Origin of the sequence: Desulfobacter sp. UBA2225 (assembly GCF_002348205.1) — a bacterium.
GTDB lineage: Bacteria > Desulfobacterota > Desulfobacteria > Desulfobacterales > Desulfobacteraceae > Desulfobacter > Desulfobacter postgatei.
The window spans coordinates 1-14,382 of record NZ_DDYV01000250.1; the positions used below are offsets into that span (position 1 = coordinate 1).

Genomic DNA, 14,382 nt, shown 5'->3' on the forward strand with positions numbered 1-14,382 from the left:
AATTTGTCAAAAGTCAGGGATTGAAGTTCATGTTTTGGGATTGAAATATTCGCCATGTCGGTTCTCCTTGAAGTTTTTTTCAAGGAAAAACAAAGCTTTTGTGCATATTTGTCAACAAAAAATGAAGTTTTTTATCAAAAATTTTGCATCGGAGTCGCAATGCAAAAACCTAACCGGACATCACTGGGGTCCACTATAGATTTTGCTTTCATTTCTTTTTCTTCTTTAATAAAAATTATCATTGGATAGGTCAAACAAGCAAAATATATACCGCGTTTTAGATATTCGCATGCATGAAAGATTCAAACGCTTTGTTTATAGGGTCTGTTGATCATGAGCATGTCTCTGTTTAAATCGTCTACAAGAAAGTAATAAAGTTGAATAGCAGAATCCGGTTTACGCAGGATGTGGCTGCCGCCCGCATTTTCGGCTTTGAGATAGGAGATATTCGGTGATTGTATAATAATAATATTAAGATAGCCCATCAATATATTTGTACATATGAGTGCTGATCAGTGGGTGGGGGACTGATCATTTTGGGGATGTTTTTTTATAAACAGCCATGGGCTGACCTGACATATCAACTGCCAGTCATAGCCCACAACAAAGCTTGAAAGATCTGAGTAACTTACCCGGACTTTCTTATAAAAATTAAGCTTAAAAAATTAATGGGTTGGGGGCTATACCGACAAACGGAACGCACCCAAAATGTTTAAAAACAATGGGAGACGCGGACCGAACGGCGGCAGCAACAATTTTGCCGGGTTCGACGCGCCATTGGAAAAACTGCCACATGGGGTCGGCCCGACCCGTATCGTGGAAGGTGATTTGAATGTCAGTTTCATTTACATTAAAGGAAAAACTGTTTAGAGGGATGGATAGTCCCTTGCCAACGGCCTTGATATAGGCCTCTTTCAAAGTCCAGATATCAAAAAACAGCTTTCGTTTTTCAGCCTCTGGTGCCTGTGAGACAAGCCCTGCCTCACAAGAAGCAAAAAAGCGTTTGGCAATGGAAAAATCCGTGTGCCGCCCCACATCTTCCACATCCACACCCACGGCAGCATTCCGGCAGAGGGCGCAGACTGCCGCACCATGGCTATGGGAAAGGTTAAAATGCATATCCGGCAATTGATCAAGAAAGGGTTTGCCATGTTCATTAACCGAAAAGTTAAGAGATCGCGGATCCTGTCCGGTCGTTTCGGCGATCAAATAGCGCAATAGTGCCCTGGACACCAGGCTGAGGTGCCGGTCTGACTGTTTCATGTACCGATCCGCCTTTCGGATTTCAGGGGGGGAAAGACAGGCCCTGTATTGTTCTAAAAGACAGGGATCTGATATCCGGTCTGCCCGGGTGTAGTATACATAAACATGACCGGAATCCGGAGAAGGCGGTTTTTTCATAACTGAGACCTGCTGTTCTTTAATTTTTCGTATCCTCAGGTTTAAAAAGGATACTACCATACCATAAAAAAGATCCTTTTTAAGCTTTAAATTCATTTCAGAATCAGATCTTTTCCGGGAAATTTTAAAATTTTCTATTCCCGTCCTGAAATTTTTTTGGTAAAAAAAGCCTTAAATATGCCGGCATGTGCGCCAGACGAATGAGGGCGACCAAGCCCTAATTTCCTTATACTTTTATGATAATTGGCAGGCCCCGGTTGATCAGCGGAGGGGACAATTCAAACTTCAACTGAGGAGAATAGTGTCACCGCGTCTATCTGTTCCAATACCGCAACACACTTGACAATGTTCCGCGAAATCCGGCCACCTCTGCGGATAAGATCCTTGATGGGAGGAGAGTCTTTGTGTATAAGGAATCTGGTCAATTACAGAATAGAATCAACAAAAAAACAGCGTATGAGGGGATCTTTTATGCAAAAAATTATCTTTTTTAGGGACGCCTATGCTCAAAAATTATTAAAATTAGTTAAGGCGGTTTCAGGCTTTATGCTTGTACTGGCCATGATCTTTTGTCCGCTTCACAGCGCACTTGCGGCTGAAGGCGGCGGTTCTGCCTACATGGGCGGAAACGAGGATTTCATGTCCGGGGCCTTGCCCGGACCGGGGTTTTATCCCATTGTTTACGCTTTTCATTACACTGCAGACCAATTAATGGACGGTAACGGTGACAAAGTGCCTGTGGATTTTGATCTTGATGTCACCGGAGCGACTTTGCGTTTGATTTATGTCTCTGACATGACCCTGTTCGGGGCCAGTGTGGCCTGGCACGCCATCGTACCCGTTCTTAACGCCCAGGTTGATATTGTCGAGACAGGGGTGGATGCATCCACAACCGGACTTGGCGATATTGAAGTTTCTGCACTGATTCTGGGTTGGCATCTGAACAAAAATTTTCATGTTATAGGCTCACTGGACGTTTGGCTTCCTGTGGGAGAATATGATGTCAATGATGCGGCCAATCTTGGTCGAAATTACTGGACTGTGGCACCTATTATGGCACTAACCTACATCAGCAATACGGGGTTTGAAGTTTCGGCAAAACTGCAGTATCTGGTCAACTTTGAGAATTCAGACACCGATTACACCACAGGAAATGAATTTATCTGTGATTACCTGGTTGGACAGCACTTCGGCCACTGGATGTTCGGCCTTAACGGTATGCTCTATCTTCAGTCCACGGATGACGAACTTTCGGAAAACGATATCAGCAACAGCAAGGGCAAGGCATTTTCCATTGGTCCAGCCATCCAGTACAATTACAAAAATATGTTTTTCAACGCAAAGGTACAATTTGATACCAACGTTGAGAACAGACCTAAAGGCGAAAAAATTTGGCTTAAATTCATGTATGCCTTCTAAGACTATAGTATTACAGATGAATCGCCCAGGGCCGGCCGGCTGTCAAAGAGTGTCCACCTGCATCTGGTAAATGACTTCAGATTGTTCCTGATCCTCGCATTTAACGGGCCGCTCCGTAATCCGGACATGACAGAGTTCAGTATCAGGAACAAATCTGCTGTGCAGGCCCACAAAGACAGTGCCGGACACGATTTCACCGTCCACAACCACCCGAGCCTTTCCCGGGGTATGTTCCGACCAGCGGAGCAGATTTTTTTTCTCATCCGCCAGTCCCTTTTGGGACGCCGCCGGTCCAGAGAACTGCCGGTCCACTTTTGCTGCCTGTTTTACAAGGTCTTTGATTTGTGCCGCACACATCTGCATTTTGGTTTCCGCAGCCTTTAGATTTTTTTTAAGTCCGGTTAAATGGCTGTGCAAGGATTCCCGGTCACCCGGGGAGCGTGCCCTCCGGGATTCAATTTTCCGGCATTTAACCAGGAGACGTTCCTTGACCCCCTCCAGTTCGGTCATCTGTTTTTTAATACCTGCCGCCTGTCTGAGGATCGTATTCTTTTTCTTCCCAAGGTTATGGATTGCCTCTTCCACCTGCATTGTCCCGGCACTGTTTTTTTCCAGTTCCCGGGCAGCAAACGCATCATGCCCGACCCTGATCCTGGAAGGGCCGGCTGTTCCGCCGGAGCCTATACTACGGGCCATCAGCCCCATTTTGGCGAACACCCGGCTTGAAACCAGCATACCGGTGATAATGGAACAGGCCCCGGAGCATTCAATTGTTGAATCCACAATCTCCTTTTTAACAAACACATCACCCATACAGACAATTTCGCTATTGGTAATGTAGTTTGCATAGACATTGCCCCGGGCGTACACCCGGGCGGCATTGATGCCGCGGGTAACGGTCAGATCTCCGTTGGCCTCTACAGTGCCGTTGTCCACTTCCAGTGCGGAAATATCAACGCCGCAGACCCTGGCGCCGGATTTTATGCTCCCGCAGACACGGATGTTGCCGTCAAATTCAACGGGCTCGGTTTCATTGTCAATATCTCCCTTAACGACAGATTCTTCATGGACCACAATCGACCCGGCCAGGGTGATCATAGGGGTTCCCCGGACCGTGGCCAGAACCTTCTGACCGTCCTCGGACAACACTGCGCCGCCGCCGACACGACACAGATCATCCATTCCGGCAATCGCCTTAATGGTATTGCCGTAGACATCCTTGCCCGGCTGGGGTGTGCTCCCTGCAATTTTTTCAGCCAGCACGGTGCCTTTTTCCACCAGCGGCCTTGGGCGCCTGCGTTTAAAATCAATATTTCCAAAATCATCCATACCACCGGTTTTCAGATAATCCGTATTAAAAAAAAACTCTATTTTGCTATCTTTGCCCGGGGAGGGAGGCACCCCCTGGGCCACAATGAAAAATGTGGAATCCGCAATGGGGGATCTGATAAATCGCTCTATCCGGTCATCGGATGCCAGACCAAAAACAACCCCCTTTTCGGCCAAAGCCCCACGAATAACCACGGCCGGGATATCCGGATCCATGTCACAGGTTTTTGATAAAAATGCATACAAATGATCGCAGGTGATCTGGAGTAAAAGCCCGCCGCATATCTGCGCCACCTGTCCCATACGGTCAAGGACCTGATCTCCATCAGATTCCAGGGTTTGCCCCGGAATATTGTTGGCCGAAGTGTAATGCGCATCATGGGCGATGGCCAGCCCCTTCACGAGACGTTCTGAGTTTTCCGGCGGTTTGTGGGCCTCGTCAGGCGGCTTGCAGGGGCGGTTCTGAAGTTTAAGTATATCATCCCGTTGTTTTACTGTAATCAGGCCGGCCTCCACCATCAGGTCCCCAATGCGCCGGGGTTTTTTCCCCTTTTCAAGCTGCTCCTTTTGCTCCTCTAAGGCCAAATCCAGAACGCTTTTATTCACAATACCCATGGCAAGCGCGATGGCGCCAAACCGATATTCCTTCTGATGGATGCTCACGGCCTTGGCCGCCATGGTCAGCCGGTGGAGATCCTGGGATGAAATCAGGTTTTCTGCAAGAAAATATGCGGTGAGTTTTTCTTCTATATTGTTATCATCACTGCATTGGGCAAGGGCCTTTTGCAACTGTTCCTCACTGATAAGTTGCTTTTTAACAGCCAGGGTGCCTATCAGCGGAACTGTATTGTCTTGTTTTGACCCATTTGCCATATATTTTCCTGCATTTGCCGTAAGAAAGGATAATTATCAGCTCAGAGCAGCAATAACGCCTGCAAACAGCAAGGGGAACTCGAACCAGAACTCATAAAAGTTGGCGGAAAGATCTCTGTCAATTTTATACCGTAAGGTCAATATAAGCATGAAAGCCGGTATAAGGGCAAGGCGGTAGACGGCAGGAGAGACCCAAACGGTTAAAATTAAAGGAATAACAATTGCGACCACAAGGGTGTAACGAACAAATTTTAGGCTCTTCTTTTTGCCCAGAAGGATGGGAAGGGTTTCCCGGCCTGCAATCCTGTCACCCTGGACAGCCAGGATATCCATAAAGGTGGTCCTGGCAAACGAAAGTACTGTGGCAAACACAAAGGCGACCAGGGTCAGGCCAGGGTTTGCCTTAAGGCTGATCCCGGGCATCAGGCTTGTAACAATACCCCATGCCGCTGCAATGAGTATGGTCTTTGACCCCGGAACATCCTTGATCCGGTACATTTTTCGTCCGGAGAAAAAGGAGGGGACAATGGTGCGGGTGTAGGACATGCCTAACAGCATCATGATGAGCAGCATGCTAAAATACCCCCATCCCCTTGTCCATGCCAGGTAAAGCCCGGCCGCACCGGACAGGAACGCCACAAGCAAAAGCCATTGCTTGTTTCGCTTATAAAGGGCTGCCCGGTCAGGTTTGTTGTAGGTATCGGCCCCGATGGTCATCATGTTGTTCATGATCTGCATGGACAGGATATAAAACATGGCAATGACCGCTGGCACACCAGGATTTTGTGCACCGGAAATCATGGCTGTCCCCAGGGTCAGGCAACCGGCGCCTGCGGCCAGAATCATGTTGGTTTTCATCAGCACATCCAGCACGGCCATAACTTTTTTTAGCCCGGGCCGTTTCTCTCTCAAGGCCTGCTCCACCCTGCTGCAGGTATCATTGATGATCCAGTTGGGCGTGGAAGCGCCTGCGGTAATGGCAATGGATTGTGCATGGGAAATGGATGCATAATCGATTTCCGATGCCTGTTCAATGTGCATGGACGGTTTACCGGTTTCAGCGGCTACCTGGGCAAGGCGCTTTGTATTTCCGGAAAATTTTCCCCCCACAACAATGACGGCATCATGGGTAACCGCCATTTCCCGGACCTCATTCTGCCGTTTTTCCGTGGAATCGCAGATGGTGTTAAAAATTTCGTAATGGGGGGTATTGGTCCTGCACCACTCTTTGATCTGCGCAAAAATCTTGGTGTTCTGCGTGGTTTGGGCCACTAGCACAGCCTTTTCAAACCTGGGAAGTGCTTTAAGCTGATCCAGATTGGTGATGGTATGTCCTTTCCCCCGGGCATATCCCAGAAGGCCGATAACCTCCGGATGCTTTTCATCCCCAAGGATAATGGTGTCATAACCCTTTTTTGAATATTTATCGATGATCACCTGGACCCTTACCACCCGGGGACAAGTGGCGTTCAGCACAGTGAACCCGGCATCAGCCAAGGCCTTTTCATCTTCGGGCGGCACCCCGTGGGCCCGGATGAGTACGATGCCTTTTCCGGATTCGGGAATCGTATCCATCCTAAAAATCTGTTTGCTTTCCAGCATCTCCAGGACCTGGGGATTATGGATTAAAGGACCATAGGTATAAATCGGTTCCTTGGCCTCATTGGATGCATCCAGTACCATGTCCACGGCCCGGCGGACACCCATACAAAAACCTGCGGTTTTAGCAATTGAAATTTTCATGAAACTCTACTCAGCAACTCCACAAGACGGTTAAATTCGGCCCCGGATGAGAATTTAATCTCGATTCGTCCACGGCCCCCGCTTTTCTTGATGGAGACCGGAGAGTTGATCCGGGAGGATATCTGGGACGAGGTCTCTTCCAGAAACTGTGTTTCGTCCGCATTAATGTTTTTTGCGATTTTTTGAGGCTCTTTTTTATCCTGATTTACCAATCGTTCGGTTTCCCGCACCGACAGATGTTGCGCCACCACCTGTTCGAACAGATAGAGCTGATTTTCAACAGTACCTGCCCCCAACAATGCCCTGGCATGTCCCATGGTGATCTCTTCGGCAACCAGACTCTCCTTGATCTTCTCGGGCAGACTGCGCAGACGCAGCAGATTGGCAATGGTGGACCGATTCTTGCCGATTTTTTCGGCCACCTTTTCCTGGGTATATCCAAACTCATCAATGAGCCGGAAATAAGCTTCGGCCTCCTCAAGCACGTTGAGATTTTCCCTTTGAACATTTTCGATAATCGAAACCTCAAGAACCTGCTCATCCGTAAGATCCAGGATAATGACGGGAACCTGGGCAAGCCCGGCCGCCTTTGCTGCCCGCAAGCGCCGCTCTCCGGCAATCAATTCATAGGCACCATCCATTTTCCTGGCCAAAAGGGGCTGGAGCACACCCTGTTCGGCAATGGACTGGGTAAGCCGCTCCTGTTCCTCTTCACTGAACCGGGTTCTGGGCTGATAGCGGTTAGGGGTTAACTTTTCAATATTACAAAAGAAAAAATCCGAATTGGCTTCGGGTTCTTCCATATCGGGGATCAGCGCAGATATTCCCCGGCCCAGACCGGTATTTTTTCGTTTCTTGTTCATCATCGTTTTAGAAGTTCCCTGGCAAAAGAGATATAACTTTTAGCACCTGGTGACGTTTTATCATACAGAAGAACCGGCAGACCATAGCTTGGCGCCTCTCCAAGCTTCACATTACGGGGAATTTTTGTCTTGAACACAAGGTCTTTAAAATATTGCCTGGCCTCATCCACCACATTCTGGGATAAATTGGTCCTGCTGTCGAACATTGTCAGCAAAATGCCTTTAATTATCAGGCTCGAATTAAATGCATTCTTGATTCGCTTGATTGTATCTAAAAGCTGCCCTAATCCTTCCAGTGCAAGAAATTCACTCTGCAAAGGAATAACAACGGAATGGCTTGCGGAAAAAGCATTCAGCGTTAAAAGACTTAACGCCGGCGGACAGTCAATAATGATGAAATCAAATTTGTCGGCCACGGGAGCCAGAAGCTCCTTGAGTCGGGCCTCTCTTTTTGGAACGGACATCATTTCCACCTCAAATCCGATGAGATCGACATTGGCCGGTACCAGGGTCAAATCCTCCAGCATGGTGGGCAAAAGCATATTCTCAATGCCGGTTTCTCCAATCAAACCGTCATACAAAGAGGCTTGCAGGGCGGGTTTGTCCACCCCAAGTGCAGTGGTGGCATTGGCCTGGGAATCACAATCCACAAGCAGCACTTTTTTTTTCAGTTTGGCGAGGGAGGCCGCCAGATTAACTGCTGTGGTGGTTTTACCCACCCCACCCTTCTGATTGGCAATACTGATAATCTGAGTCATAATCCAATTTTCTTATCATAATTATAGTGTATAGGCAAACATATGACCATTTCACCTACCGGGCGATTTGGCCGTTTTTTTTAAGGATACGGCAGGATCACAGACGTTAACAATATGCTGATGTTGCTACAGTTCTCCCCTGTTGCCCCGAGAATAACCCCAACGATAGGGTAAACCATTGTATTCCCCTATTCCAAAATCCATGTCAATAAAAAAATGGACGGCAGTATCAAACGGTTTATTTGACATTTTCAAAACCCTGGCTACTATTGGCGGTATTATGTCAATTTCAGATCAAATCAAAACGCTCATTCCAAAGGCCATGTGCCGGGACCGGTATATGTTGGCCCGCGCCTTGCGCAGCAGGCAAAAAACCGGTCAAGGAGCAGGCAAAAATTTTTTAAAAGATCTTCTGTCAAGAGCCCAGGCCTCGGCTGATATCCGGCAGCAGCGCATGGACAATCTGCCCCAAAACATCCGCTTTGACCCGAATCTGCCCATCAACGCCGAAAAAGAGAGGATCATTAAGGCCATACAGGATTATCCTGTGGTGATCATTTCAGGTGAAACCGGATCCGGTAAAACCACCCAGATTCCTAAATTCTGCCTGGAAGCGGGCCGCGGGGTTTCGGGCATGATCGGCTGCACCCAGCCCCGGCGCATTGCCGCCATGACCGTGGCCAAACGCATTGCCTTTGAGCTCAATGAATCTTTGGGGCAATCCGTGGGATATAAAATCCGATTTGACGACCACACGCCTGACAACGCCTATATTAAGCTGATGACCGACGGCATTTTGTTGGCTGAAACCCAGCAGGACCGCTTTTTAAACCACTATGACACCCTGATTGTGGATGAGGCCCATGAACGCAGCCTTAATATTGATTTTGTTTTAGGCATTCTGCGCAGCCTTGTCAAAAATCGTCGTGATCTCAAACTGATCATCACCAGCGCCACCATTGATACGGAAAAATTTTCCAAAGCCTTTGACAATGCCCCGGTGATTGAGGTTTCGGGCCGGATGTACCCGGTGGAACTGATCTACGCACCCATTGAAGAGGACAATAACAACGGGGAGAGCACCGGTGCCCCGGATGACCAGGGGTATGTGGAGGCAGCAGCCGGACACGCGGCTGATCTGTTAATGCGCACCCGGACCGGCGATATTCTGATATTCATGCCCACAGAGCAGGATATCGGAGAGACCATGGAAATACTTAAAGGGAAAAACTTTTCCGGGGTCACGATTCTGCCGCTGTTTGCGCGGCTGTCTGCCGGAGAGCAGGCAAAGATATTTGCTTCAGGTCCCGGCAGAAAGGTCGTGGTTTCCACCAATGTGGCGGAAACATCTTTGACCATCCCCGGCATCAAATATGTTGTGGAGCCAGGCCTTGCCCGTATCCCCGCCTATTCTCCAAGAACCCGGACCACCGCACTGCCGGTCAGCCCCGTGTCCCAGTCCAGCGCCAACCAGCGCATGGGCCGCTGCGGCCGTGTGGAAAACGGCCTATGCATCAGGCTTTTCGATGAAAATGATTTCAATGGCCGCCCTTTTTTTACAACGCCTGAAATTTTGCGCAGCAACCTGGCTGAAGTTATTTTACGCATGATGGCGTTAGGGCTTGAAGATGTATCCACCTTTCCCTTTATTGATCCGCCTGCCGCAAAAAGTATCACGGACGGGTTTGACATCCTGTTGGAACTTGACGCCATTGCAGCTAACAAGCCTGGGCCCCAAACAGGTGCAAAAAAAAGACAAGGCAAAAAATATCGACTCACCCCTTCGGGCCGCTTAATGGCCAGGCTGCCCATGGACCCGAAACTCTCCCGCATTCTGCTCAACGCAGGAGATACCGGGGTTCTGAAAGAAGCGGTAATCATCACCACGGCACTGACCGTCTCCGACATCCGCCAGAGACCGGCAGACAAGATCCAGGCCGCGGACCAGAAACATGCCCAATTCAAAGACCCGGCATCAGATTTCATTACCCTGCTCAACATCTGGAATGCATGCATAGACGCCCGGAACCGGTTAAAATCACGTTCCGCCCTTCGCAAATGGTGCATTGAAAATTTTCTCTCCTTCAAGCGACTGAACGAGTGGCAGGATATCCATGGCCAGATCACCCGGATAATCAAAGAACACGGCATTGAACAGACAGCTCCGCCAGCAGAGCACCTAAAGGCCGAAGAGCTTGAGTCTGGTCAGTTTGAGCATGGCGGTCCCTTGTATGCCGCCATCCACAAGGCCCTTCTCCACGGATATCTGGCCGGCATTGCCCAAAGAAAGGAGAAAAACCTTTTCACAGCCGCCAAAGGTGGACAGGCTCTTATCTTTCCGGGTTCCGGCCTGTTCAACAAGGCCGGCAACTGGATTGTGGCCGCCGAATATGTCAAGACCAGCCAGCTGTTTGCCCGGTGTGTGGGCAATATCGACCCGGCATGGATCGAAGAGATCGGCCAAAGCCTTTGCACCCGCACCTACAGTGACCCCCACTGGGAAAAGAAACGCGGGGAAGTGGTGGCATCCGAACAGGTCTCTTTGTTCGGCCTTATCCTTGCAAGCGGCAGATCCGTGGCCTATGGAAAAATCAATCCCGAAGAGTCCGGGGAACTGTTCATCCGCCATGCCCTGGTCCAGGGGGAGATCTACCAGGAGTTCGGGTTCATGACCCACAACAGAAATCTCATCGAAGAGATCGCAACCCTGGAGGACAAAACCCGGCAGCGGGATATCCTGGCTTCGGACGATGAGATTTATCTGTTCTACCAGTCCCGGCTCCCCAAACCCTTTTACAACATCCGCACCTTTGCCAAATTCATCAAAGATAAAAAAGATGATACCTTTCTGCGCATGACCCGTGAAGACCTGCAGAAGACAGATGTGGACGAGGCGTTGCTGGCCCGGTTTCCCGACACCCTTACCACGGACCAGGGGGAGTTTGCCCTGGATTACGAATTCAACCCCGGGGCAAAGACGGACGGGGTGACCCTGAAAGTGCCAAGTCAGGATGCGGCGCTTATCTCCCCCCACCAGGTTGAGACACTGGTGCCGGGACTGCTCAGGGAAAAGATCGCCGCTTTGATCAAGGCTCTGCCCAAATCCCATCGGGTAAAGCTGATGCCCATACAGCAGCGGGCTGATTTTATTGCCGACCACCTGCCCGACTCGGATGCGCCTTTATACTCAAAACTGTCCGGCGTCATTCAAAAGCATTTCAACCTTGTGATCCCGGCTTCTGCCTGGTCGGATAAAGATCTTGCGGACCACTTGAAAATGCGGATATCCATCCGGGACCACAAAGACAGGGAGATCAAATCCCTAAGGGACCTATCCAAACTCGGAACGTTTGCCACCCAACCTCCGGCCCAAAAGACCAATGCCTTTGAACGGACAAAAAAGGCCTTTGAAAAAACAGATCTCCGGGAGTGGAATTTTCCTGACATAGAACAGGAAATCCAGTTGGACGAAGGCAACGGCTCCCGGCGCAAAGCCTTTCCCGGTCTTTCCTGCGGACCAGACAGCGATTCGGTTACCTTAACCTTGTTCAAAACAAGGGAAATGGCCTTGGAAAGCCACACCAAAGGGGTTTGCCGCCTGTTTGAAATCATGTTCCCCGATGATATCAAGGCATTGAAAAAAGATATAAACAGAACTGAAGGCTTAAGCCGGATCGCACCCTACTTCAATGACAAACCCACCTTTGCCCGGATGGCCTACAATGCCATGGCAAAGGCCTTTTTTCAAAAGGAAATTTTCACACAAAAAGCGTTTGATGACCATGTGCAGGCGCTTCGTCCTAAACTGTACACCCTTGGCCGCCAGGCCATGGAAGAGATCCTGACCGTGGGCCGGGAATATGCCACCTGTTTTGATCTGCTGCAAAGCTTGAGTCTTGCATCCAAGGAGCGACCGCTCATTTTCGAGGCATTGACAGCAATATTCAATGAGCTGAAAAACCTGTGCCCGGCCAATTTCCTGGAACTTTACGATCTAAACCGGATTGCGCTATTGCCAAAAAACCTGGAATGCCTCTCCATCCGCGCCAGGCGCTGGGTGGATAACCCGGCCAAAGAGGCCCAGAAAAAACAACTTGTCGCGCCCTATGAACAAAAGCTTGCCCACCTGATTTCAAGCCTTGACCCGGGCTCTTCAAAGGAAAAATCCAATGCAGTGGAAGCGTTTTTCTGGATGCTGGAGGAGTATAAAATTTCCGTATATGCCCAGGAGCTCAAAACCCGGTTCAAAATTTCAGCCAAACGCCTGGATGAGGCTTTGTTGGATCTTTCCACCATGATATAGCGCTCTTCCAAAAACTGATTTTAAGTATTTTACCTTCCTTCGGCCAACGACAGGGGAATATACAAGATGTTGTGTCCGACCCTATCCCGGAAGAGAGCCTTTATAGACAAAGTCAACACTTTAACGCTTAAATCAGGGGCGCGGCTTTTTGCGTCCCCTGCATTTTTTTATTGGGCTTCGATTTAATAACCAACAGGCCCAAAATGGAAGCCATATTTTACATGACTCAATATCAGCTTGTTGATACAGTGTACTTCAACCTTAGATTCATTGATTGGCCTCCCAAAAAGAGCAAAATTAGGAATTGATTTCGATTGTTCATAATCTTGCATTTGAGGAATACGCCTATGGGAAAGGCCATACGTTGTTTCAAAAGGCATCGTTCCAGTTCGTAACAAACTGAAGTAGGATGAATAAATTATTCCATCGAAGCCAGCAGCATATGCTTCCCGTGCTATATCTCTCGATATATCGTATGAGTGCTTGCCTGCGAGAAACAGCATATGAACAGCCATGTCGAGGCTCTCAAAGTCAGTAACGCCTTCCTCTGGAAGCAATTTTGAAATATCGAGAAGCTTTAGTTGCCGAGTTGGAGATAACGATGCCACATAAAGCTCGTCTTCTGCTGTAACGCGACATTCATGAACACAGACCTCTAAATCCTGTGAACCATACATGACCGGAAAATTTTTTGAATCAAGGCGGCCAGTGCCACAGAATTCATCTGGTGGTGAATCATATTCTTTAAAATCATTAGGTTTTTCTGGTTCCTTGCGGATTCGATAAAACAACTGAGACTCGTCCAAATTTTTTTCTGGATATTCTGTAATAATTCTTTGGATTATAGTTTTGCGTGAATTCTTATCTTGAAGATCCTTCAACGGCTCAACCTCACCGACCATCCACAGGCGGGGTCCGTAATAGAAGAATCCAATTCCTAATGTATTGCTTAAGAGTTCAATATCTTTTTCAAACCATGGAGATGTATCAATACACGACTTCTGGTATTCATTGAACTGAACAACTGGGGCAGCACCATACTCGCAACAGTGAAGTGTGCCCCACACAAAAAAACGATGCGCAAGGGCACCTGCTCTACGAATAGTTAACTTGCAACCACTCGTCATACCACAGTTTGGGCAAACCGAGTCTACCACATCTCCAATTTGTTCTGCGTCCAACCGAAGCCCTTGATCATTAAAGCAATTAGAACATAATACTATACTCATAGATATTTCCAGAAAGCCCAACGAAAATCCGGGGACACCTTACTCATTGTTATTAAATCCGGGGACATAAATCCGGGGACACCTTACTCATTGTTATTTCGACCAGTTTTTTTTGCGCCTCAGCCGCCTGTCTAAAATAGCTTCCAAATGTTTTACAAAAGTCGTTTGAACGGTCAGTCGGTCCGTTCATGTTTTCTGAATAATTCAATTTCAGATTTATGAATATCAGAAAATAAAAAATCTCTCCAGGGGATATTGACAATCTCAAGCAGGGGGGTGTTTTGACAAGAATCTCATCCTTTTTATCCATATGTGTGCCCCGGCACTGCTCCATTTCCAATCCTCAGAACATTTTGCAAGACCGGCACGGACCGGATTGTACTCAATATAATGGGTAGACGCCAATAACCACCTCTCTTCCATGGTAAATGACACACCCCCCCTGTCATAAATGACCGCGCCAA

8 protein-coding genes and 1 pseudogene are annotated in these 14,382 nt (G+C 48.4%); 2 read left to right on the forward strand and 7 right to left on the reverse strand.

Features of this window, described 5'->3' with window-relative positions:
- Window positions 1-657 precede the first annotated feature (657 nt).
- A complete protein-coding gene (locus B3D59_RS12375; protein WP_286820142.1) occupies window positions 658-1,401 on the reverse strand; it encodes a 4'-phosphopantetheinyl transferase family protein in 744 nt (247 codons plus the stop codon).
- Between the two features lie 471 nt (window positions 1,402-1,872).
- Between B3D59_RS12375 and B3D59_RS12380 the strand changes: the two genes are divergently transcribed.
- The gene (locus B3D59_RS12380) at window positions 1,873-2,820 is read left to right on the forward strand and encodes a SphA family protein (protein ID WP_286820143.1); all 948 of its coding nucleotides are present in this window, start codon (window positions 1,873-1,875) and stop codon (window positions 2,818-2,820) included.
- 42 nt (window positions 2,821-2,862) lie between these two features.
- On the opposite strand, the gene B3D59_RS12385 is transcribed toward B3D59_RS12380, so the two are convergent.
- Genes B3D59_RS12385 through B3D59_RS12400 form a run of 4 tightly spaced genes read right to left on the reverse strand, consistent with a single transcriptional unit; the run spans window position 2,863 to window position 8,386 of the window.
- Window positions 2,863-5,022 (reverse strand): DUF342 domain-containing protein, encoded by a 2,160-nt coding sequence (locus B3D59_RS12385; protein ID WP_286820144.1) that lies wholly within the window; start codon window positions 5,020-5,022, stop codon window positions 2,863-2,865.
- 36 nt (window positions 5,023-5,058) lie between these two features.
- The gene (gene ispH, locus B3D59_RS12390; RefSeq protein ID WP_286820145.1) at window positions 5,059-6,765 is read right to left on the reverse strand and encodes a 4-hydroxy-3-methylbut-2-enyl diphosphate reductase; all 1,707 of its coding nucleotides are present in this window, start codon (window positions 6,763-6,765) and stop codon (window positions 5,059-5,061) included.
- Window positions 6,762-7,631, reverse strand: coding sequence for a ParB/RepB/Spo0J family partition protein (locus B3D59_RS12395; protein ID WP_286820146.1), 870 nt, complete (start codon window positions 7,629-7,631; stop codon window positions 6,762-6,764). The genes ispH and B3D59_RS12395 overlap by 4 nt, the downstream gene beginning before the upstream one ends.
- A complete protein-coding gene (locus B3D59_RS12400) occupies window positions 7,628-8,386 on the reverse strand; it encodes a ParA family protein (protein ID WP_277002317.1) in 759 nt (252 codons plus the stop codon). Before B3D59_RS12400 ends, B3D59_RS12395 begins: the two co-directional genes overlap by 4 nt.
- A gap of 280 nt (window positions 8,387-8,666) precedes the next feature.
- Here B3D59_RS12400 and hrpA point away from each other — a divergent pair, with 280 nt between their 5' ends.
- A complete protein-coding gene (hrpA, locus tag B3D59_RS12405) occupies window positions 8,667-12,689 on the forward strand; it encodes an ATP-dependent RNA helicase HrpA (protein WP_286820147.1) in 4,023 nt (1,340 codons plus the stop codon).
- 182 nt (window positions 12,690-12,871) lie between these two features.
- Here the strand turns inward: hrpA and B3D59_RS12410 are convergent, their stop codons facing one another.
- A complete protein-coding gene (locus B3D59_RS12410) occupies window positions 12,872-13,918 on the reverse strand; it encodes an RES family NAD+ phosphorylase (RefSeq protein WP_286820148.1) in 1,047 nt (348 codons plus the stop codon).
- A 264-nt stretch (window positions 13,919-14,182) separates the two neighbouring features.
- Window positions 14,183-14,382 (reverse strand): annotated as a pseudogene (locus B3D59_RS12415) (hypothetical protein); the annotation flags it as partial.